The organism is Burkholderia sp. THE68, assembly GCF_009938265.1.
In the GTDB taxonomy this organism is placed as follows: domain Bacteria; phylum Pseudomonadota; class Gammaproteobacteria; order Burkholderiales; family Burkholderiaceae; genus Caballeronia.
This window is the reverse complement of record NZ_AP022316.1, coordinates 961,022-981,673: the sequence shown is the minus strand read 5'-3', so window position 1 is coordinate 981,673 and position 20,652 is coordinate 961,022. Positions and strand designations below refer to the sequence as shown.

The window sequence follows — 20,652 nt, the reverse complement described above, 5'->3', positions numbered from 1 at the left end:
GGGATGGCGAGCGCGCGCATGCGCGGCGCGCTCGCCTTGCATCGGAGAGAGGATGAACACGCCGTCGCACGCATCTTCCGTGGTCACCAACGAGCGCGGCGCGCGCGCGCGCGTCGCGAACTGGCTCGACCGGCAGGCGCCTTTCGTATTCGTGCTGCCGACCGTGCTGCTGATTCTCGCGTTCTCGATCTTTCCGCTCGTGACGTCGGCTTATCTTTCGCTCACGCGCTTCGAACTGGGCGAGGGCGGCTATCAACTGACCTTCACGGGCCTGCGCAACTACGTGCGGCTCTTTTCCGGCAGCCAGCAATATCACTTCACCGGCGTGTTTCGCGCACCGGGAATCATCAGCATTGCAACGATCGTGATAGCGTGGCTCGCCGTGCTGGTCTGGTTCTATCGTTATCTGGCGAGCGAGCGCCGTTCGGTCATGGGCACGCTCGGCCGCCTGATCGCCGCCGCCGCGTTTCTCGCGCTCGTGTGGCTCGCGGCGAACACGCTGGGCGGCGGTGGCGCGCTCGGCAGTCTGATGGTCACGATCTTCTATGTCGTGCTCGGTGTCGCGCTGCAGTTTCTCATCGGGCTCGGGCTTGCCTATCTGTGCACGCTGCCGCTCGTGGGTGGGCGCTTCTTTCGTCTGCTGTTCTTCCTGCCGTTGATGGTGACGCCCGTCGGCATCGCATATATGTTTCGCATGATGGCCGATACGTCCGTCGGCCCGCTCGCGCCAGTATGGTCGTGGCTCGGCCTCGGCCAGATCGCGTGGGCGGCGGACCCGTGGCTCGCGCGGCTCGTCGTCGTAATCGGCGATACATGGCAATGGGTGCCCTTCATGTTCCTCGTGATGCTTGCGGCGCTCGAAGGCACTTCGCGCGAACAGATCGAGGCGGCGCAGCTCGACGGCGCATCGGCGTGGCGCGTGTTTCGCGACGTCACATGGCCATCGATCGCGCCGGTCGCCGCGAGCGCCGTGCTGATCCGCCTGATCGAGGCGTTCAAGATCGTCGACCTGCCGAACGTGCTGACCAATGGCGGCCCCGGCATCGCGACCGAATCGATGACGCTGCACGCGTTCATCGAATGGCGCGCGCTGAATCTCGGCGGCGCATCGGCGGTGGCGTACATGTTGTTCTTCGTCTCGACGATCGCATGCGTTTCATTCTTCCAGTTCGTCGTGCGGCGCGCGCGGGGAGATCAGGCATGAGCGTATTGAAACGCTGGTTCGTGCCCGCGCGCGTGGATGAGTTGCCCGTCGGCGGCAAGGCGGTGGCTTATCTGTTGCTCGGGCTATGGTCGCTCGTCGTGCTGTTTCCGCTTTACTGGATGGCGATAACATCGTTCAAGCTGCCGGTGGATGTATCGACGGGTCCGTTCTATATCCCATTCGTCGACTTCCAGCCGCATCTCGACGCGTGGCATTACATCTTCGTCGACCTCGGGCCGGATACGTATCGGCCTTATATGAACTCGCTGATCGTCGCGACATGCGGCACGGCGGCTTCGGTCTTTCTCGGCTCGATGGCCGCCTACGCGCTCGCGCGCATTCAATATCGGCCACCGGTCGCGGCAGTGAGCCTCGGCGTCCTGTTGATCGCGTTGCTGATCGCGGCGGTCGCGTGGGGGCATGTCGATTTGCGCATCGCGCTGGCCGTCGCTTTCGCGCTCTTCTTCCTGCTGTTGCGCCCGATCGTGCGCCGCGCGCGCAAGCATCTGAACAACGACGACATTCTCTTCTGGGTCATATCGCAGCGCATCCTGCCGCCCGTCGTCACGGTGATCCCGATCTATCTCATGTTCAGGGACGTGGGCCTGCTCGACACGCACCTCGCGCTCATCATCACGTACGCGACCGCGAATCTGCCGATCGTCGTATGGCTGATGTTCGACTTCTTCGACGGCGTGCCGCGCGAAATAGAAGAGAGCGCACAGATCGACGGCGCGACTCGCTTCGCGATCCTGTTCGGCATCGTATTGCCGCTCGTCGCGCCCGGTCTCGTTGCAACGGCGCTGCTGGTGTTGATTCTCTCGTGGAACGAATACCTGTTCGCGCTCTTTCTGACGACCGCGAATGCGCAGACGATGCCGCTGCTGGTCGCCGCGCAGAACGCGACGCGCGGTCCGCAATGGTGGAACATGTCGGTGCTGATACTCATCATGATCCTGCCGGTGATGCTGCTGACGCTGACATTGCAGCGCTTCATCGTGCGGGGCATTCTCGTGGGAGCGGTGAAAGGATGACGGTCATGGACAGCGAGGCGATGAAGGTCGACGACGCCCGCCTGACGAAGATCGCGGCGGCGCGCCAGTCGAAGAGCGTGTCGCTGAGAAACGTCGGCAAGATGTTCGGCGATACGCGTGTTCTACGCGATCTGTCGCTCGACGTGCAGGCGGGCGAATTTCTCGTTTTGCTCGGCGAATCGGGCTGCGGCAAGACGACGGCGCTGCGCATCGTCGCGGGACTCGAATCGGCGACCGAAGGCGCGGTCTTCGTCGGCGATACCGATGTCACGCATCATTTGCCGCGCGACCGCGATGTCGCGATGGTGTTTCAGTCGTATGCGCTCTATCCGCACAAGACCGTGTTCGAGAACATCGCGTATCCGCTCATCGTGAGAAAGCGCCCGAAGGCGGAGATCGATGCCGCCGTGCGCGAAGTGGCGGCGAGCGTGCAACTGGAACCGTTGCTGTTGCGTTTGCCGCGCCAGTTGTCCGGTGGGCAGCGTCAGCGCGTGGCGCTGGCGCGCGCGATCGTGCGGCGGCCCTCCGCGTTCCTGATGGATGAGCCGCTCTCGAATCTCGATGCCAAGCTGCGCGGCCACATGCGTGCCGAACTGAAGCACATGCAGCATAAGCTCGGTATCACGACGATCTACGTGACCCACGATCAGATCGAAGCGATGACGCTTGCGCATCGCGTTGCCGTCCTCGACAAGGGCGCGTTGCAGCAGCTCGATACGCCCGCGCGTATCTATTCCGATCCGGCGAATCTGTTCGTCGCGGGCTTCATCGGCTCGCCGCCGATGAACTTTCTGCGTGGCACGCTCGCGCAAGGACGTTTCGACGCGCCCGATATCTCGCTTGCCACGCCGGTTCGTCACGAAGGCAAGGCGACGCTTGGCGTGCGGCCGGAGGAGTGCTCGCTCGTCGCGGCCGGCGAGGGCGAACTGCAGGGGCGCATCTATTCGGTCGAACTGATCGGCGATCATTCGCTCGTCACGATGAACATCGGCGAACAGCAGATCGTCGTGAAGGTGCCGAATACATTCGCGGGCGAGATCGGCGGCGCGGCGGGTGTGCGCGTGAATCGCGAGCGGATCTATTTCTTCGATGAGAGCGGCGCGCGCGTTCGTCAAACCGTCGGGATAACGTAAGCGATTCGCTTCGTGTGCATGTCGTCTATATTGGACTCATGGAGATCCGGTATGGAGGTGCGAGATGAGGCGCATCTATTTTCTGCTTCCCAGCGTGGCGAGCGCGAAGGGAATCATCGACGAACTGCTTTTGAAGCGTATCGAATGGCGGCATATTCACGTGCTCGCGCGGCCTCATGAGCCGCTGGAGGATTTGCCGCAGGCCACCCTTGCGCAACGTAGCGATCTTCTGCCCGCGCTTGCTCGCGGCACAGCGGCGGGTGGTGTGACCGGCGCGCTCGCGGGACTCGTCGCGATGGCGTTTCCGCCGGCGGGTTTGACGATCGCCGGTGGTGTCGTCGTTTGCATGACGCTCGCGAGCATGGGTTTCGGAGCGTGGGCGGCGACGATGATCGGAGTGGGCATTCCCAATACGCGCTTGCGGCGATTCGAGCACGCGATCGAGGAAGGCGAATTGTTGATGATGGTGGATGTGACGAAGGATCGGGTCGAGGAGATCGAGGCACTCGTCAAGAGTCATCATCCGGAGGCCGATGTCGAAGGGGCCGATCCTACGATTCCGGCGTTTCCTTGATATTGAAGCCAACAAAAAACACCCCTGAACCCAAACCCGTAAATTCTGATGCGCTAATATTCATCCCGCGTAAGACGAACCCAACCCAGCTAAAGAACGCCATAAAAAAACGAGCGTTCAAAACCGAGGATGAATAACCTGATGCGCCGTGTGGTCTTCAATCAAAAGGGTGGCGTAGGCAAGTCCACCATCGTCTGCAATCTGGCCGCGATCAGCGCCTCCCGCGGCCTGCGCACACTGGTCATCGACCTCGATCCGCAAGGCAACGCGAGCCAGTACCTGCTCGGCGCACAATCCCGCGACGCCCAGCCGAATCTCGCGAGTTTTTTCGAGTCGGCCTTGAGTTACAGCTTCCGCGAACCGGCGTTCGAATCGTTCATTCATTCGACCCCGTTCGAGAATCTCGACATCGTCCCGTCGCATCCGAGTCTCGAAGCGCTGCAAAGCAAGCTCGAATCGCGCTACAAGATCTACAAGCTGCGCGACGCGCTGAAGAACCTGCAACAATACGACGCCGTATATATCGACACGCCGCCCGCGCTCAATTTCTTCACGCGCTCCGCGCTGATCGCGGTCGAACGCTGCCTGATTCCCTTCGATTGCGACGACTTCTCGCGCCGCGCGCTCTATTCGGTGCTCGATAACGTGCAGGAAATCCGCCATGATCACAATCCGGATCTGAGCGTCGAGGGCATCGTCATCAATCAGTTCCAGCCGCGCGCGAGCCTGCCGCAGCAACTCGTCGATGAACTGCGCAGCGAGGATCTGCCGGTGCTCAATTCGCATCTGTCGCTCTCGGTGAAGATCCGCGAGAGCCATCAGCACGCGCGCCCGATGATCTACCTCGAACCGCGTCACAAGCTCGCGCAGGAATATCTGGCGCTGCACGAGGAACTGAACGGCTGAACCGGCTCACGCCATTCGTCTGATCAGCGCGGACTGCAAGAAATGCGGGAATAAATCGGCTTCGCGGACGTTCATGCAGGAGACAGGCGCATTCCGTCGCGCCGTACTTCTCGCTGGATCAATCCAAATGACGACCGCTCAGTTGCAGACGCCCACCGCGTCCCCTGCGCTCCCGAAGGGGACTTCCTTCGGGGCGTCCCCTTCGACAGAAAGCCTCTCCGGCATGGTCGCATTCGTGCGCGCGGCGGAGTCGGGCAGTTTCGTGGCGGCGGGGCGCGCGCTCGGGCTGTCGGCGTCGGCGGTTGGCAAGAGCGTGATGCGGCTCGAAGCGAAGCTCGGCGTGCAACTGCTCAATCGCACCACGCGCCGGATCGGCCTCACGCACGAAGGCGCGCGCTTCTTCGCGCGCTGCAAACGCATGCTCGCCGATCTCGAAGAAGCGGAAAGCGAGCTGTTCCATTCGACCTCGTCACCGCGCGGGCGCTTGCGCATCAGCGCGCCGTCGCTCGGCTGCCGGCTGTTGCTGCCGCTCGTGCCGGAATTCAGGCGGCGCTATCCGGATATCGAACTGGATATCGAGTTCAGCGATCGCGTGGTCGATGTCACACAGGAAGGCTACGACGCCGTGATTCGCAGCGGACGTCTCGCCGATTCTCAATTGCTCGCGCGGCCGCTCGCGCAATTCGGTCCGGTGGTGGTCGGCTCGCCCGCGTATCTCGCGGGCCATGGCGAACCCACGACACCCGCCGATCTCGAAGGCCACGCGTGCATCCGCTTTCGTTCTCCGGCGAACGGCCGGACCGAGCCGTGGCGTTTCGCGCGCGAAGATCACACCTTCGCCATCGAGCCGCACGCGACGCTCACGTTCAACGACATGGAAGCGGTGCTCGCCGCGTGCATCTCGGGCCTGGGGTTGGCATGCGTGCCCGATTTCGTCGCGAAGAGCGCACTCGAAGGCGGCATGCTGCGCGCGGTGCTCGGCACGCATGTGCGCGCGGAAGGCGTGTTCCAGATTCTCTGGCCGCCGAGCCGTCATGAAGCGCCGCGCCTGCGCGCATTCATCGATCACGTCGCATCACGCCTGGGCGGCCTGCCGTCCCACGAAGTCAGATTTCGCGCGGCGTGACGCACGCGTCGACGGTTCAGCTTTTCTTTGAAGTCTTCGCGACGAACGGCGCGGGCGCGTGCGCGATCTTTTCGCTGCCGCACTTGGGACATTTGAGCTGCACCGTCGCATGTTCGGCGACGTGCTCCGCGTGCTCGAAGCTTTCGCCGCATTCCTGACAACGGTACTGATAAGTCGGCATGACATCCTCCCGCGCGCGGCGGTGATCCGGCGCAATGAACGCCGGTTCCACCCATTCTAGTTCAGCAATGGCGCGTGCAAATCAGTTCAGGACGCGGCGCACGAGCGGCGTCTCCGGCGTCGGATAGCCGGCCTGCTTGAATGTTTCGATGATTGCGCGATTGGTGTCGAAATAAACCTGCCAATAGTCGTTGGTGCTGGTGTAAGGCCGCACGCACAGAAGCGGACCTTCGGGCGTGAAAGACAGCACTTCGACATCCGGCGGCGGCGTCGTGGCGACGTTCGGGATCTTCGCGACCGCTTCCTTCAGGCGCGCGATGGCATCGAGCGGATCGACGCCGTTCGCGATCTTCGCCGACAGTTCGACGCGCCGATGCGGCAGCAAACTGAAATTCCAGATCGTGTCGGAAAAGATCTTGTTGTTGCCGATGATGGCCGCGACGTTATCGGGCGTCGTGATCGTCGTGCCGAAGAGGCCGAGTTCGGTGACGGTGCCGGTCACGCCGCCCGCCGTCACGAAGTCGCCAACCTTGAAAGGCCGCAGCACCTGCATGAAGATGCCCGCCGCGAAATGCGCGAGCAGTCCGCCCCACGCGGTGCCGATGGCAAGACCGAGACCCGCGAGCAGTGCCGCAAAGGATGTGGTCTGAACCCCAAAGATCTGCAGAATCGCGAGGACGAGCAGCAGATTCAGGATGACGCCAACGATCGAGCCGAGATAATGCGCGAGCGTCGGATCGACCCGGCCATTGCGCCCGAGCAGCTTGCGCAACGCGCTGGTGACGAGACCGATGAGCCAGCGTCCGATGATCCACAGCGCAATCGCGCCAGCGACCATGATCGCGAAGTCGACGCCGCGCGTCATGATGAATACACGTACGGTGTCGAGGTTCATGTTTTTCTCGCGTGCGTGGCATTTCGTCTGGGAACGCGGCAAGCCGGGAAAACATGCCGCATGGGCCGTACGAGTTATAGGCGACGCGCCGCATCATCGCAAGACTTACGCGAGCGTTTAATGTTTGTCGGAAGGATCGACCGCTTGGTTCACGCCGTCACGTCCATTCCGCTTCGTCGGCGTTCGGGTCGGGCAGGGTCAGCCCGGAGGCGGGCAAGGGCAACGCGGTCTTGTAGCGCACCTGCTTGAGCGCGAAGCTCGAACGGATATTGGAGACGCCCGGCATCTTCGTGAGACGTTCGAGGATGAAGCGTTCGAGCGCGGCCACATCGGGCAGCACGACGCGCAAAAGGTAATCGGCATCGCCTGTCATCAGATAACACTCCATCACTTCGGGGCGCTCGCTGATCGCCTGCTCGAAACGCGCGAGCGCATCCTTGATCTGCTTTTCCAGACTGACCTGAATGAAGACATTGATGGAAAGCCCGAGCGCTTCCGGATTGAGCAAGGTGACGTGCTGCTTGAAAAGCCCCGCCTTTTCCAGCGCGCGCACGCGATTGAAGCAGGGCGTCGGCGAAAGATTCACCGCGCGCGCGAGTTCCGAATTGGTGATGCGCGCGTTTTGCTGAAGCTGATTCAGGATGCCGATGTCGGTGCGGTCGAGGCGCTGCTTCGCGTTTGCCGTCATAGTCGAAAGATTCCGGTTTTGGGCTTTTTTGAAGAATAAACACACTACCGCAAAGCGCGGCGGCAGCCAAATGAGACGCACATTCTGCGCATCAATGGATATGCTTGAACGTATTCCTTTAGCCAGAACGGAGTCGCCATGACGGACTTGTCGAGCGGAACCAACCAGCTTCTTTCCATTGCCAAGGGACGCGAAGACGTCGATCCCGGCGAAACGGCCGAATGGCTGGAGGCGCTCGATGCGGTCGTCGCGCATGTCGGCCGTGAGCGCGCGCAATATCTCTTCGACAGGCTCGCGGAACATGCATTGTCGGTAGGCGTGGAATCGGCACGGGCGCGCGCGACGCCCTACGCGAACACGATCCCCGTATCGCAGCAGCCGCCTTATCCGGGCAGTCTCGACATCGAGGAAAGGCTCGCGGCCGTGCTGCGCTGGAATGCGCTCGCGATGGTCGTGCGCGCGAATCGCGCGTATGGCGAACTCGGTGGCCATATCGCGAGTTATGCGTCGGCAGCGGATCTGTTCGAAGTCGGGTTCAATCATTTCTTCAAGGCGGCCGACGCGAACAACGGCGGCGATATCGTCTACTTCCAGCCGCATTCTTCGCCGGGCGTGTATGCGCGCGCCTATCTCGAAGGCTTTCTCGATGAAGAACATCTGAAGCACTATCGGCGCGAGATCGCGGGGCCGGGATTGTGTTCGTATCCGCATCCGTGGCTGATGCCGGATTTCTGGCAATTCCCGACCGGTTCCATGGGCATCGGTCCGATCAACTCGATCTATCAAGCGCGTTTCATGCGTTATTTGCAGAACCGCAATCTGCAGCGCACGGACGGCCGCAAGGTGTGGGGCTTCTTCGGCGACGGCGAGATGGACGAGCCCGAATCGATCGGCGCGCTGTCGCTCGCGGCGCGCGAGCAGCTCGATAACCTCGTGTTCGTCATCAACTGCAATCTGCAACGGCTCGACGGTCCGGTGCGCAGCAATGGCCGCATCGTCGACGAACTCGAAGCGCAATTCACCGGCGCCGGCTGGAACGTGATCAAGGTGCTGTGGGGCTCGGACTGGGATGCGCTGTTCGCGCGCGATCGCGGCAATGCCTTGCTGCGCGCATTCGCGCATACCGTCGACGGACAGTTTCAGACCTTCTCGGCCAACGACGGCCGCTATAACCGCGAACGTTTCTTCGGCCAGAATCCGGAACTCGCGGCGCTGGTCGCGCATATGTCGGATGAAGACATCGACCGCTTGCGTCGCGGCGGCCACGACGTGCGCAAGCTGCACGCGGCTTATGCGAAGGCGCTCGCGCACAAGGGCCAGCCGACGGTGATCCTCGCCAAGACGATGAAAGGCTTCGGCATGGGCACGGTCGGGCAGGGCCGCATGACGACGCATCAGCAGAAGAAGCTCGATCTCGACGATCTCAAGCAGTTCCGCGATCGCTTCCGCCTGCCGCTGTCGGATGAAGATGTCGAGCAGGTCAGGTTCTACAAGCCCGCCGACAACGCGCCCGAGATGCGCTATCTGCACGAGCGGCGCGCGGCATTGGGCGGCTATCTGCCGCGCCGTCGCGCGAAGGCGTCGCAAGGCATGACCCCGCCTGCGCTCGACACGTGGGGCCAGTTCGCGCTCGATGCATCGGGCAAGGAGATGTCGACGACGATGGCGTTCGTGCGCATGCTCGGCAGCCTGCTGAAGGACAAGACGCTCGGGCCGCGCGTCGTGCCCGTGGTCGCCGACGAAGCGCGCACGTTCGGCATGGCGAATCTCTTCAGGCAAGTGGGCATCTATTCGCCGCTCGGCCAGTTGTACGAGCCCGAGGACATGGGCTCGATGCTGTACTACCGCGAGGACACGCGCGGGCAGATTCTCGAAGAGGGCATCTCGGAGGCGGGCGCGGTGTCGTCGTGGATCGCGGCGGCGACTTCCTACAGCGTGCACGATCTGCCGATGCTGCCGTTCTATATCTACTACTCTATGTTCGGCTTTCAGCGCATCGGCGATCTGATTTTCGCGGCGGCGGACCAGCGCTCGCGCGGCTTTCTCATCGGCGCGACGGCGGGGCGCACGACGCTCGGCGGCGAAGGCCTGCAGCACCAGGACGGCACGAGCCATCTCGCCGCGTCGACGATCCCGAACTGCCGCGCCTACGATCCCGCGTTTGCGTACGAAGTCGCGGCCATCGTCGACGAAGGCATGCAGGAAATGATGATGCGCCAGAACGACGTGTTCTATTACGTCACCGTGACCAACGAGAATTACGCGCAGCCTTCCGTGCCTGGCGGCTCGCTGGACGCGCAAACGCGCGAGGGCATTTTGCGCGGCATCTATCGCCTCGATGGCGAGGCAGCCGATGCGCAAGTGCAACTGCTCGGCTCCGGCGCGATCCTCAACGAAGCGATCGCCGCGCGCGCGATGCTCAAGCAGGACTGGAACATCGATGCCGCCGTATGGAGCGTGACGAGCTATACGGAGCTGCATCGCGATGGCGCTTCATGCGAGCGGCTCGCGCGCCTGAGCGACGACGATGCGCCAACGCCGTTCGTCACGCGCGCGCTCGACGCATCGCGGGGCCCCGTGATCGCGGCGACCGATTATGTGCGCGCGGTGCCCGAACTGATTCGCGCCTACGTGTCGCGGCGATACGTCACGCTCGGCACCGATGGCTTCGGCCGCAGCGATACGCGGCAGGCGCTGCGCGAGTTCTTCGAAGTGGATCGTGTGTCGATCGTGATTGCGGCGTTGAAATCGCTCGTGGACGATGCGGTTATCGACAAGGCGGTGTTGAAGGCCGCGCGTGAGAAATACGGCAAGACGCAGGAGGCTCACGACGCGCCGTGGCTGCGGTAGGCATCATTGCGCGCCGCATCGAGCAACTCACGCACTTCATCATCGCTGGTCTGATCGAAGTCGATATAAAACTGCCCGACGCCGAAGTACCGATGCGGCCGCATCACACACACGAATTCATCGACGAACTCCTCCACACGCGCTTCCGAGTCGAGCGGCGCGACCGGCAGCGCCGCGACGATCTTCGCCGGATGCGCATGACGCAGCGACATCGCCGCGGCCTTCATCGTCGCGCCGGTCGCCATGCCGTCATCGACGACGATCGCAACGCGCCCGCTCACGTCGAGCGGCGGTTTATCACCGCGATAAAGCGTCTCGCGCCGCGCGAGTTCGGCGCGTTCCTTCGCGATCACGCGATCGAGTTCGTCCTTCGAAACGCCCGCATATTGCACGATGCGCTCGTCGAGAAAGAAGGCATCGCCGGATGCGATCGCGCCCATCGCGAGTTCAGGCTGAACCGGCACGCCGAGCTTGCGCACGACGAGTACGTCGAGCCGCGCCCGCAGCGCGCGCGCCACTTCATACGCGACAGGCACGCCGCCGCGCGGCAAGGCGAGCACGGTGACGTTGTCACGATTGGCGTAATGCGTGAGTTGTGTGGCGAGCGCGCGGCCCGCATCGCGTCGGTTCTCGAACACTGAATTCATGTTGCCTGTCCTTTCGGCCGCGAAACACGCGAATCACGCGAGACGAATCGCGCCGCGCCGTCGATACCTTCATCGAATACCGCGCGATATCCATTCGCGCCTTCACGCTGCAAGGCCTGGGCGATATCGGCGTCGAACGCGTTTTCATGGACCGAGCGCAGATCCGCGCGCATCGCGGCCTGCGGCAGCGCGGCCAGCTCGCACGCGAGCGCTTCCGCGATGTTGCGCGCCTCGCCGTGCGGCGCGATGCGATTGGCGAGCCCGACGGCGAGCGCTTCGTTCGCATCGACCGCGCGCCCGGTGAGAATCAGATCCAGCGCACGCGACATGCCGATGAGACGCGGCAGCCGTATCGTGCCGCCATCGATGAGCGGTACGCCGACGCGCCGGCAGAACACGCCGAGCACCGCATCTTCCTCGACGATGCGCAGATCGCACCACGCCGCGAGTTCGAGCCCGCCCGCGACCGCATGACCCGCGATCGCCGCGATCACGGGCTTGTTGAGCGCGAGACGCGTGGGACCCATCGGGCCGGGGCCGCTGCCGTCGGCGTGAATTTCGTTGCGGCGTGCGTCGTCGTTCAATGCGGAGAGATGCGCGCCCGCGCAAAACGTGCCGCCCGCGCCCCATAACACGGCGACCGACAACGCATCGTCCGCGTCGAAGCGCTCGAACGCATCACGCAACGCATCGGCGATGCCGCGATCGACCGCGTTGCGTCGCGCGGGCCGATCCAGCACGACTGTCACGACGCGAGCATCGCGCGCGAGCGTTTCCGTACGCACGTGATCGCCGATGCGTTCGATGCGAGATGACATCGATAACCTCTTGATTCGCGCGAATCCAAGGCTTCAGGATACTCGCGGCGCGCCGCGAACGTGCACCGCGAGCGCGCGCTTCGCCGCTTGCTATTGGCCTACGATCTGCCTTCATGCTGAAAATTCAGGCGCGCAAGCGGTGCATTTAATGCAACATGAACGGGCATTGCACCAATACCGAGCACGCGCCCATGAGCGATAACGACGCGCATTGCACCACGCTTTACCACGCGGAATCAGGCGCGCGCACCGTTTCGATGCCAGGTGCGCCAAGTTGGCCCGGAACTTGCAAAATCAGCGCCTTTTCCCGACCGACCGCTCGAATCATGCAGGCACTTCAATCCGGAACCGACACTCTCTTTCTGCTGCTGGGCGCTGCAATGGTGCTCGCGATGCACGCCGGTTTCGCTTTCCTCGAACTCGGCACGGTGCGCCGCGAAAACCAGGTGAACGCGCTCGTGAAGATCCTCGTGGACTTCGCGGTGTCGACGCTCGCGTACTTCTTTATCGGCTACAACATCGCGTATGGCGTGCAGTTCATGCACAGCGCCGATATCCTCGCCGAGCACAACGGCTATGCGCTCGTGCGTTTCTTCTTCCTGCTGACGTTCGCCGCAGCGATTCCGGCGATCGTGTCGGGCGGCATCGCCGAGCGCGCGAAGTTCAATCCGCAACTGTTCGCGACCTGCGTGATCGTCGGCTTCATTTATCCGCTGCTCGAAGGCGTGGCGTGGAACGAACGCTTCGGCATTCAGGGCTGGCTGACGCAGGCGTTCGGCGCGCCGTTTCATGACTTCGCCGGTTCCGTCGTCGTGCATGCGTTCGGCGGCTGGGTCGCGCTGCCGGCGGTGCTGCTGCTCGGGCCGCGTCACGGGCGCTATCACAAGGACGGGCGCATCGCGGCGCATCCGCCATCGAGCATTCCGTTTCTCGCGCTGGGCGCGTGGGTGCTCGCGGTCGGCTGGTTCGGCTTCAACGTGATGAGCGCGCAGACCGTCGACAAGATCAGCGGCCTCGTCGCGGTCAATTCGCTGATGGCGATGGTCGGCGGCACGCTCGCCGCGTGGTTCGCGGGCCGCAACGATCCGGGCTTCACGTATAACGGACCGCTCGCGGGTCTGGTCGCGGTGTGTGCCGGCTCGGACCTGATGCACCCGCTCGGCGCGCTGATCGTGGGCGCGGTCGCGGGCGTGCTGTTCGTGCAGATGTTCACGTGCGTGCAGAACCGCTGGCGCATCGACGATGTGCTCGGAGTATGGCCGTTGCACGGCATGTGCGGCGCGTGGGGCGGCATCGCGGCGGGCATCTTCGGGCAGAAGGCGCTGGGCGGCATCGGCGGCGTCGCGATCGGCTCGCAACTCATCGGCACGGTGGGCGCGATCGCGCTGGCGCTCGCGGGCGGTGCGGCCGTCTATGGGGCGATAAAGTGGACGGTCGGTCTGCGGCTCGATCGCGAAGAAGAGTTCAATGGCGCCGATCTCGCGATTCATCGCATCTCGTCGACGCCGGATCGGGAAATGGCGGGCTGATATCGACGCGTGCAGATAGAGGCGCTGCGCAACTTGCGGTAACGTAGCGACTTCAGAAGCGAAGCGAGCACACGCAATGTCGAACGGTCACGCCACCCGTCAGCCCGGCATCATCGAAGAACTGAAGGTCCCCGCCGTATTCGATATCGAAGCAGAACGCGAGCGCCGCATCGCGTTTCTCGCCGACTATCTCGAAGCGCAGAAGCTCAAGACCTATGTGCTCGGCATCAGCGGCGGCGTGGATTCGTCGACGGCGGGCCGTCTCGCGCAACTCGCGGTCGAGCGCCTGCGGGCGCGCAATGTCGATGTGCGCTTCATCGCGATGCGTCTGCCGTACGGCGAGCAGCGCGACGAAGCCGATGCGCAACGCGCGCTCGCGTTCATCCAGCCCGACGAGACACTTGTCGTCAACGTGAAGCCCGCCGCCGATGCGATGCGTGAATCGCTCGCGACCTCGGGTCTCGTGTATCGCGATCACAAGCACGAAGACTTCGTGCTCGGCAATATCAAGGCGCGTCAGCGGATGATCGCGCAATACGCGGTGGCCGCCGCGCACTCGGGCGTCGTGATCGGCACGGACCACGCCGCCGAATCGCTGATGGGGTTTTTCACCAAGTTCGGCGACGGCGGCGCGGACGTGCTGCCGCTCTACGGCCTGAACAAACGCCGCGTGCGCGCGCTCGCGGAATTGCTCGGCGCGAGCAACGACATTTCGAAAAAGGTGCCGACCGCCGACCTCGAAACGCTCACGCCGATGAAGCCCGACGAAGACAGCTACGGCATCAGCTACGAGGACATCGACGATTTTCTCGAAGGCAAGCCAGTCTCCGACGCGGTCTACACGACCATCTACCGCTTCTACGACGCGACCCATCACAAGCGCGTGCTGCCGATCACGCCCTACGACGACTGGCGCAGGCACGCGCTTCGCTGACAGTAGCAGAGCCGGGCCGATTGACGCATGCTCCGGCCCGGCTTTCCCGGAGACGCAACACTTGGACTCCACCGAAACCGCGACATTCGATCTGCCGCTGCCCGCGCGCAATTTCGCCTCGATGCGAAAGATGCTGCTGCTCGTGCTGGGCGTATCGATCGTGGTTCCGCTCGCGTGCCTCTGCATCTATGGCTATTACGATCATCAGCGCCGCTTCGCGGATGCGCGGGAACTGACCCAGCGCCTCACGCGCGTGGCGAACGAGCATGCGCTGAAGGTGATCGACCTGAATCAGCAACTGGAGACGCGCATCGTCGATCTGCTGGGCGATAGCGACGACGCGCTTATCAAAAGCCACGAAGAAGCGTTGCATCGCACGCTCGACGACATGAGCGGCACGCTCGCGCAGATTGCCGCGATCTCCGTGTTCGGCGGAAACGGCGGGCTGCTCGCGAACAGCCGCTGGTTTCCGGCGCCTGTCGTATCGATCGCGGAGCGCGACGATTTCCAGTCCGCCCGCGCGGTCGCGCCCGTCACGTACTTCTCGCTGCCATTGCGCGGCAAGGTGGCGCGCTCCGATGTCTTCACGACCACGATGGGCCGCATCGGCCGCAACGGGCAGTTTCTCGGCGTCGTGTCGATTGCGCTCAAGCGCAGCTATTTCACCGACTTCTATCGCGAACTCGCGGCCGGCGATCACGCCGTCGTGATCGGGCTGTATCGTCGCGACGGCAACATCCTCGCGCGCTTTCCGACGAACGCGGACAGCACGCAACCTGCAACGAACACGCCGTTCACCAACGCATTTCGCAACAACGAACTCTACGGCAGCATTCGCATGCGTTCGAGCGTCGATCAGGTCGAGCGGCTGCTTGCGTTCAGGCGCGTGGGGGACTATCCGCTCTATGTCGCGACGGGTTACGCGACTTCTGTCGTCGAAGCGCGCTGGCGCGACAATCTCGCGCTCGTCGCGGCGATCGCGGCGTTGCCGTGCATCGGCGTGTGGCTGCTGATCGCCTTTTCGATTCGCCGTCTCGATGCGGAGCAGGCCGCGTGGGAGCGCTGGCAGGCGGAAGTCGCGACACGTCTTTCCATCGAGGCATCGAGCCGGCAGTTGCGGCGCATGGGCGCGCTCGGCAATCTCGTCGCGAACGTCGCGCACGACTTCAACAATCTGCTGATGGTGGTCGGATCGAACATGGAACTGGCGCGGCGCAAGCATTTCAACGGCGTCGAGAACGAAGTGCTCGCGGTGGAGCGCGCGACCGCGGGCGCCGAATCGCTCGCACGACGGCTGATGAGCGTCGCGCGCAAGCAGCCTCTCAAGCAGGAGGTGATCGACCCCGCCGACTGGTTGAAGAGCGTGCTCGATCTCGTGAAGAAGTCGATTCATCCGTCCGTCACATTGACGCTGGAGTTGTCGCCGGATCTGTGGAAGGTGATGGCCGATCCGATCGAGCTGGAGCTGGCGCTCGTGAATATCGCCGTGAATGCGAACGATGCGATGCCGCACGGCGGGCGCGTCGTGATCCGCTGCCAGAATGCGCGCGTGCGCAGCGTGGACACGGATATTCCCGATGGCGAATACGTGCTCGTCTCGATCACCGACAACGGCGAGGGCATGACCGAACAAGTGCAGCGGCGCGCGTTCGAGCCGCTATTCACGACCAAGCAGCGCGGCGCGGGCACGGGCCTCGGTCTCGCGCAGGTGCTCGCCGCATGTGAGCAGGCGGGCGGTACCGCGCGCATCACGAGCGTGCCGGGCGCGGGCACGACCGTGCGGCTTTATTTGCCGCGTCATCAGGGTGCGGCGCCGGCGGCATCGAAAGCGTACCTGCCAGCCGATACCGCGACGCCGCCCCTCGTTGCGGCGAACCATGATGCGGACGTGCCGTTGCGCGGCACGTCGGTGCTTCTGGTGGAGGACAACGCGGACGTGGCGGCGGGCGTGACGGCGGTGCTCGAAGTGGTCGGCTGCGCCGTGCATCATGAAGAGAGCGCGGACGCCGCGTTCGCGCTGATGGGCGAAGGCCACAGCTTCGATCTGGTGCTCTCCGACGTGCAGATGCCCGGCCGCATGAACGGCATCGATCTGGCCGAGCAGATCATGAAGCGCCTGCCGTCGCAGAAGCTCGTACTGATGACCGGTTATGCCGATGAGCTGGAGCGCGCGAAGCAACTCGGCGTGCCGATTCTCGCGAAGCCCTTCGACATGGACGATCTGCTCGATCTGATCGCTCCAGGTGTCGCGCCCTGATCGCGCTCAGCGCTTGTTGCCCTTCACGGCGCGCGCGCCGACGAGTGGATTGAACGCAGCGCGCTTCGGCTCGGCTGCCTGCGTGCTTTTCTTTGCACGTGTCGCTTTCTTCGTGTCGCCGCCTAGCTGAGCCAGCAAGTCGTCGTCATCCTCGGCATCTTCGGTTTGTTCCTCGACGGCCTCGGGTTCGCTCACGGCAAGATGCTCGACGACCGACATAAAATCCTTCTTCGCACTCTTCAACGCACGCCCCGGCATCATGACGAGCACGACGGCTTGCTGCACCGTATGGCCATCGACGGTTTGCAGCGTGCCTTCATCGTTCCAGTCGATGCCGCTGTCGGCATACGCCGCGAGGACGTGATGCAGCACGGCGGGCGACATCACGCCCGCATCGTAGAGCGCGATGATCTGCCGCTCCGCGAGCGCGAACAGACTTGGCCTTCGCGGTGTCTTCGCGGCCATTCACTTCGCGGCGGGCGCGACCCGCCACACGGTGTTGCCGACATCGTCGGCGACGAGCAACGCGCCCCTGGCGTCGACCGCGACGCCCACGGGCCGCCCGAGCGCATGACCATCCGAGGAAAGAAAACCCGTCAGGATATCTTCGGGCGGTCCTGAAGGCTTGCCGTTCTCGAACGGCACGAAGATGACCTTGTAGCCGCTTCTCGGCTTGCGATTCCACGAACCATGCTGGCCGATGAACGCGCCATTGCGGTAGCGCTCCGGGAACGCCGTGCCTTCGTAGAACGTGAGTCCGAGCGAGGCGGTATGCGCGCCGAGCGCATAGTCGGGCGCGAGCGCCGCCTGTACGAGGTCCGCGCGCTGCGGCTTTACGCGATCATCGACATGTTGTCCGTAATAGCTGTACGGCCAGCCATAGAATGCGCCATCCTTCACCGAGGTCAGATAGTCCGGCACGAGGTCATTGCCGAGTTCATCGCGCTCGTTCACGACGGTCCACAGCGCACCGCTTTGCGGCTGCCACGACATGCCGTTCGGATTGCGCAAGCCCGTTGCGAACAGCCGCGATTGTTTCGTTTCGATATCCACTTCCATGATCGCCGCGCGCCCATTTTCCGCATCGATGCCGTTCTCGGCCGCGTTGCTGTTCGAGCCGACTGTCACATAAAGCTTCTTGCCGTCCGCGCTCGCAATGATGTTCTTGGTCCAGTGATGATTGATCTCGCCGGCGGGCAGATCGATGAATTTTTCGCCGGGCGTCGTGATCTGCGTCGCGCCGTTTTCGTACTTGAAGCGCATGATTGCATCGGTATCCGCAACGTAGAGATCGTCGCCGACGAGCGCCATGCCGAACGGCGAATGCAGTTTGTCGATGAACACGGTGCGCGTTTCGGCGACGCCATCGCCATCGGCATCGCGCAGCAGCATGATGCGATCGGGGCTCGGCACGGCGGCGCCCGCGCGCTTCTGGACCTTCTTCATCACGAAGCCCTTGATGCCGGCGTTTTCATCGTGCTTCTCGGGCGCGTTGCTTTCGGCGACGAGCACATCGCCATTGGGCAGCGTCGCGAGCCAGCGCGGATGAGTGAGCCCTGCGCCAAACGCGGTTACGTCGAAACCGGCGGGCGCCGTGGGCTTCTGTCCCTGCGGCCATGGCTTCGCCGGCGCGATGTTGACCGTCGGCATCAGCGATTTGTGCGGCGCGGGGAGGGATGGATTCGGGCCGAAGCCATCGGCGTAGTCGTCGGCGATAGCTGAGCCGCTTGCGAGCATCAGCGCGAGCGCGATGGCGCGTATGCGTTGTTTTGACTGGGTTCTCAAGCGAGGCTCCTGACGGTGTGGGATTGCATCGCATCACTGCAGAGCAAACGACGTTCCTTGAAAGCTTGCAAGGCTTGCATGGCTCTGGCAGTTTTTTCACACACGATGGCCTTTCAAGGCTTGCGTCCGAACGCCTCGCGCAGCCGCTTCTTCGCGCGTTCCAGCGTGCTCTTGCGCGATTTCGGCAGATTGCGCCCCGCGCGATTGATATAGAAATTGAGCATCGACATCGCCGATTGAAACGGCGAGCCCTTGCGGCGCGTGCTGCGTGTGGACGAGCGCTTCAGCGAGTCGGCGATTTCCTGTGCGTTGCCCGTCTTGAAGATGTCACGCTGGATATCCATTGCGTCGCTGGTTTCCATCACGTGATGAGACCAGCGGTGCGTCGATCGCGTCGGCTTCTTGCGGGCGCTCGCAAGCGAGTGTCTTTGCCGCGTGCTCGGACGCTTGCCGCTTTTCTTCGATGCGGTCTTGCGGGTCGTCGCCATGCCGGCTCGCTCAGGCGTTCACGATGCGCCGCGCTTCGTCGAGCGTGAGCGGCTCGCGCATCGCTTCGGCAAGACGGCACACGGCGGCGTCGTGCTCGCATGCGACGATCGCCCCCACGTGTCCATGCTTCATCAGATACGCGATGAAATGCTGCGCCTCCAGATCGCCATCTATTTCGATCGCGTCCGGCTCGCTGACATGCCCGAGATAATCGAACGTCTTCTCGTAGTGATAAGTCCAGAAATAAGGCACGCCGCCATACTCGCGCGCGCTGCCCGCCATGTTGCACGCGGCCACGCGCGCGTGCTGCTGCGCGACGCGCCAGTGCTCTATGCGCACGCTCTGATCCGAACGCGGCAAGGGAAAGCGCGCAATATCGCCGGCTGCATAGAGCGCGGGCGCGACGAGCATGGTGGCATCGACGTCGACACCGCCGTCGTCCGCGAGCGTGACGCCCGATAGAAACGATGTAGCGGGCACGACGCCCGTGCCCGCGATCACGACATCCGCCGCGATCTTTTCGCCCGAATCGAGGATCACTTCCGTCACCGTATCGCCACCGCCGAATGCGGCAACGCGCGCATTCATATGAAACGTCACGCCGTTCGTCTCATGCAGTTTCCTGAACATCTCGCCGATGCGCTCGCCGAACTGCTTCGCGAACGGCACCTTGCCAGGCGCAACGACGCTTACCTCGATCTTGCGTTTCCGCAGACAAGAAGCCGCTTCGAGCCCGATGAAGCTTGCGCCGACGATGACCGCGCGCCTGCATCCCTCGAGCGATTCGAGAATCGCTCGCGCATCGTCACGCGTGCGCAGCAGATGAACGTGTTTCAGCTTCGCGCCGGGAATATCGAGCGGCTTCGGAACGCCGCCCGTACAGACGAGCGCGGCTTCGTAATCGATAGCCTGACCGTCGGCGAGTTCGGCGCGCTTCGCATTCGCATCGAGCTTCACGGCCTGCGCTTCGATGCGCTCGATGCCGTGTATCGCGAAGAAATCGCCATCGAGCAGGGGCGGGACGTCGTCGGGCGGCATGTCGCCCGCGAGCGTGAACTTGCTGAGCGACGTGCGATCGTATGGCTCGCGCGCATCGTCGCCCGCGAGCACGATGCGTCCGTCGAAGCCGGCCTCGCGCAGGGCAGAGCATGCGGCCGCGCCTGCTGCGCCCGCGCCGACGATGAGCATGGTCCGATTCGCGTTGCGTGGCTCGTTACGTATCTCGCCACTGTCGACAGGCTGTGCGGACACATACACGTCGCCGTCCCTGATCGTCGCTTCATAACGCGTCAGCGCTTTCAGCGGCGGCGGTTCGACGAGGCTGCCGTCGCGGACCTCGAACGTGCCCTTGTGCCACGGACACACGATGCGTCCATTGCAGATCGCGCCTTCATCGAGCGGGCCGCCCGCGTGTGGACATTCGGCCGTGTAGGCGCGCACGGCATCGCCGTCGCGCACGAGCAGGATGGGGATTTCCTTCGCGTCTTTATCGTCGCTCTTGACGCTCACGCGTGTGCCGCGCTCGGCGGGCAAATCCGCGAAGCGCGCGACTTTATGCAGGGTGGGGGACATCGCACTCTCCTGGCTTACGCATAGGCCATAC

At 63.5% G+C, this 20,652-nt stretch carries 19 protein-coding genes; 10 read left to right on the top strand and 9 right to left on the bottom strand.

Annotated elements, in window-relative coordinates; translation table 11 throughout:
- Positions 1-52 precede the first annotated feature (52 nt).
- The 6 genes from BTHE68_RS18105 (at position 53) to BTHE68_RS18080 (ending at position 5,977) form a co-directional block, all read left to right on the top strand.
- The gene (locus BTHE68_RS18105) at positions 53-1,204 is read left to right on the top strand and encodes a carbohydrate ABC transporter permease (protein ID WP_162067657.1); all 1,152 of its coding nucleotides are present in this window, start codon (positions 53-55) and stop codon (positions 1,202-1,204) included.
- On the top strand, positions 1,201-2,238 hold the full coding sequence (locus BTHE68_RS18100) for a carbohydrate ABC transporter permease (protein ID WP_162067656.1): 1,038 nt from the start codon (positions 1,201-1,203) through the stop codon (positions 2,236-2,238). The genes BTHE68_RS18105 and BTHE68_RS18100 overlap by 4 nt, the downstream gene beginning before the upstream one ends.
- The gene (locus BTHE68_RS18095) at positions 2,235-3,371 is read left to right on the top strand and encodes an ABC transporter ATP-binding protein (protein ID WP_174258070.1); all 1,137 of its coding nucleotides are present in this window, start codon (positions 2,235-2,237) and stop codon (positions 3,369-3,371) included. The genes BTHE68_RS18100 and BTHE68_RS18095 overlap by 4 nt, the downstream gene beginning before the upstream one ends.
- A 64-nt stretch (positions 3,372-3,435) precedes the next feature.
- On the top strand, positions 3,436-3,945 hold the full coding sequence (locus BTHE68_RS18090) for a divalent-cation tolerance protein CutA (RefSeq protein ID WP_162067655.1): 510 nt from the start codon (positions 3,436-3,438) through the stop codon (positions 3,943-3,945).
- A gap of 141 nt (positions 3,946-4,086) precedes the next feature.
- Positions 4,087-4,851, top strand: a complete 765-nt coding sequence (locus BTHE68_RS18085) for a ParA family protein (RefSeq protein WP_061175517.1) — start codon at positions 4,087-4,089, stop codon at positions 4,849-4,851.
- Between the two features lie 223 nt (positions 4,852-5,074).
- A complete protein-coding gene (locus BTHE68_RS18080; RefSeq protein WP_162068250.1) occupies positions 5,075-5,977 on the top strand; it encodes a LysR family transcriptional regulator in 903 nt (300 codons plus the stop codon).
- Positions 5,978-5,993: 16 nt separating this feature from the next.
- Here BTHE68_RS18080 and BTHE68_RS18075 read toward each other — a convergent pair whose 3' ends face one another.
- From BTHE68_RS18075 to BTHE68_RS18065, 3 genes are all read right to left on the bottom strand, one after another.
- On the bottom strand, positions 5,994-6,158 hold the full coding sequence (locus tag BTHE68_RS18075; RefSeq protein WP_162067654.1) for an FmdB family zinc ribbon protein: 165 nt from the start codon (positions 6,156-6,158) through the stop codon (positions 5,994-5,996).
- Between the two features lie 81 nt (positions 6,159-6,239).
- Positions 6,240-7,052, bottom strand: a complete 813-nt coding sequence (locus BTHE68_RS18070) for a mechanosensitive ion channel family protein (protein WP_061175515.1) — start codon at positions 7,050-7,052, stop codon at positions 6,240-6,242.
- 157 nt (positions 7,053-7,209) lie between these two features.
- Positions 7,210-7,740 (bottom strand): Lrp/AsnC family transcriptional regulator, encoded by a 531-nt coding sequence (locus BTHE68_RS18065; RefSeq protein ID WP_061175287.1) that lies wholly within the window; start codon positions 7,738-7,740, stop codon positions 7,210-7,212.
- Positions 7,741-7,878: 138 nt separating this feature from the next.
- Here BTHE68_RS18065 and mdeB point away from each other — a divergent pair, with 138 nt between their 5' ends.
- Positions 7,879-10,590, top strand: a complete 2,712-nt coding sequence (mdeB, locus tag BTHE68_RS18060; RefSeq protein ID WP_162067653.1) for an alpha-ketoglutarate dehydrogenase — start codon at positions 7,879-7,881, stop codon at positions 10,588-10,590.
- Here the strand turns inward: mdeB and BTHE68_RS18055 are convergent.
- Together BTHE68_RS18055 and BTHE68_RS18050 are read right to left on the bottom strand one after the other, a co-directional pair.
- On the bottom strand, positions 10,566-11,237 hold the full coding sequence (locus BTHE68_RS18055) for a phosphoribosyltransferase (RefSeq protein WP_162067652.1): 672 nt from the start codon (positions 11,235-11,237) through the stop codon (positions 10,566-10,568). The genes mdeB and BTHE68_RS18055 overlap by 25 nt on opposite strands.
- Positions 11,234-12,055: a crotonase/enoyl-CoA hydratase family protein gene (locus BTHE68_RS18050; RefSeq protein ID WP_162067651.1), complete on the bottom strand. Its 822-nt coding sequence runs from the start codon at positions 12,053-12,055 to the stop codon at positions 11,234-11,236. Before BTHE68_RS18050 ends, BTHE68_RS18055 begins: the two co-directional genes overlap by 4 nt.
- Before the next feature lie 326 nt (positions 12,056-12,381).
- Here BTHE68_RS18050 and BTHE68_RS18045 point away from each other — a divergent pair, with 326 nt between their 5' ends.
- The 3 genes from BTHE68_RS18045 (at position 12,382) to BTHE68_RS18035 (ending at position 16,775) form a co-directional block, all read left to right on the top strand.
- Positions 12,382-13,584: an ammonium transporter gene (locus BTHE68_RS18045; protein ID WP_061175514.1), complete on the top strand. Its 1,203-nt coding sequence runs from the start codon at positions 12,382-12,384 to the stop codon at positions 13,582-13,584.
- A gap of 76 nt (positions 13,585-13,660) precedes the next feature.
- Positions 13,661-14,518, top strand: coding sequence for an NAD(+) synthase (gene nadE, locus BTHE68_RS18040; RefSeq protein WP_162067650.1), 858 nt, complete (start codon positions 13,661-13,663; stop codon positions 14,516-14,518).
- 61 nt (positions 14,519-14,579) lie between these two features.
- A complete protein-coding gene (locus BTHE68_RS18035; protein ID WP_502710587.1) occupies positions 14,580-16,775 on the top strand; it encodes a hybrid sensor histidine kinase/response regulator family protein in 2,196 nt (731 codons plus the stop codon).
- A gap of 6 nt (positions 16,776-16,781) precedes the next feature.
- Here the strand turns inward: BTHE68_RS18035 and BTHE68_RS18030 are convergent, their stop codons facing one another.
- From BTHE68_RS18030 to BTHE68_RS18015, 4 genes are all read right to left on the bottom strand, one after another.
- Positions 16,782-17,240 (bottom strand): hypothetical protein, encoded by a 459-nt coding sequence (locus BTHE68_RS18030; protein WP_162067649.1) that lies wholly within the window; start codon positions 17,238-17,240, stop codon positions 16,782-16,784.
- Complete coding sequence (locus tag BTHE68_RS18025; protein ID WP_162068248.1) at positions 17,241-18,512, bottom strand: PQQ-dependent sugar dehydrogenase; 1,272 nt, start codon at positions 18,510-18,512, stop codon at positions 17,241-17,243.
- Between the two features lie 161 nt (positions 18,513-18,673).
- The gene (locus BTHE68_RS18020) at positions 18,674-19,048 is read right to left on the bottom strand and encodes a DUF3175 domain-containing protein (RefSeq protein ID WP_162067648.1); all 375 of its coding nucleotides are present in this window, start codon (positions 19,046-19,048) and stop codon (positions 18,674-18,676) included.
- A 10-nt stretch (positions 19,049-19,058) separates the two neighbouring features.
- The gene (locus BTHE68_RS18015; protein ID WP_162067647.1) at positions 19,059-20,621 is read right to left on the bottom strand and encodes an FAD-dependent oxidoreductase; all 1,563 of its coding nucleotides are present in this window, start codon (positions 20,619-20,621) and stop codon (positions 19,059-19,061) included.
- Positions 20,622-20,652: the final 31 nt, after the last annotated feature.

What these genes read in the sequence shown, in the direction of transcription:
- BTHE68_RS18105 (WP_162067657.1), top strand. Translation starts at nt 53, where the DNA reads ATGAACACGCCGTCGCACGCATCTTCCGTGGTCACCAACGAGCGCGGC.
- BTHE68_RS18100 (WP_162067656.1), top strand. Translation starts at nt 1,201, where the DNA reads ATGAGCGTATTGAAACGCTGGTTCGTGCCCGCGCGCGTGGATGAGTTG.
- BTHE68_RS18095 (WP_174258070.1), top strand. Translation starts at nt 2,235, where the DNA reads ATGACGGTCATGGACAGCGAGGCGATGAAGGTCGACGACGCCCGCCTG.
- BTHE68_RS18090 (WP_162067655.1), top strand. Translation starts at nt 3,436, where the DNA reads ATGAGGCGCATCTATTTTCTGCTTCCCAGCGTGGCGAGCGCGAAGGGA.
- BTHE68_RS18085 (WP_061175517.1), top strand. Translation starts at nt 4,087, where the DNA reads ATGCGCCGTGTGGTCTTCAATCAAAAGGGTGGCGTAGGCAAGTCCACC.
- BTHE68_RS18080 (WP_162068250.1), top strand. Translation starts at nt 5,075, where the DNA reads ATGGTCGCATTCGTGCGCGCGGCGGAGTCGGGCAGTTTCGTGGCGGCG.
- BTHE68_RS18075 (WP_162067654.1), bottom strand. Translation starts at nt 6,158, where the DNA reads ATGCCGACTTATCAGTACCGTTGTCAGGAATGCGGCGAAAGCTTCGAG.
- BTHE68_RS18070 (WP_061175515.1), bottom strand. Translation starts at nt 7,052, where the DNA reads ATGAACCTCGACACCGTACGTGTATTCATCATGACGCGCGGCGTCGAC.
- BTHE68_RS18065 (WP_061175287.1), bottom strand. Translation starts at nt 7,740, where the DNA reads ATGACGGCAAACGCGAAGCAGCGCCTCGACCGCACCGACATCGGCATC.
- mdeB (WP_162067653.1), top strand. Translation starts at nt 7,879, where the DNA reads ATGACGGACTTGTCGAGCGGAACCAACCAGCTTCTTTCCATTGCCAAG.
- BTHE68_RS18055 (WP_162067652.1), bottom strand. Translation starts at nt 11,237, where the DNA reads ATGAATTCAGTGTTCGAGAACCGACGCGATGCGGGCCGCGCGCTCGCC.
- BTHE68_RS18050 (WP_162067651.1), bottom strand. Translation starts at nt 12,055, where the DNA reads ATGTCATCTCGCATCGAACGCATCGGCGATCACGTGCGTACGGAAACG.
- BTHE68_RS18045 (WP_061175514.1), top strand. Translation starts at nt 12,382, where the DNA reads ATGCAGGCACTTCAATCCGGAACCGACACTCTCTTTCTGCTGCTGGGC.
- nadE (WP_162067650.1), top strand. Translation starts at nt 13,661, where the DNA reads ATGTCGAACGGTCACGCCACCCGTCAGCCCGGCATCATCGAAGAACTG.
- BTHE68_RS18030 (WP_162067649.1), bottom strand. Translation starts at nt 17,240, where the DNA reads ATGGCCGCGAAGACACCGCGAAGGCCAAGTCTGTTCGCGCTCGCGGAG.
- BTHE68_RS18025 (WP_162068248.1), bottom strand. Translation starts at nt 18,512, where the DNA reads ATGCTCGCAAGCGGCTCAGCTATCGCCGACGACTACGCCGATGGCTTC.
- BTHE68_RS18020 (WP_162067648.1), bottom strand. Translation starts at nt 19,048, where the DNA reads ATGGCGACGACCCGCAAGACCGCATCGAAGAAAAGCGGCAAGCGTCCG.
- BTHE68_RS18015 (WP_162067647.1), bottom strand. Translation starts at nt 20,621, where the DNA reads ATGTCCCCCACCCTGCATAAAGTCGCGCGCTTCGCGGATTTGCCCGCC.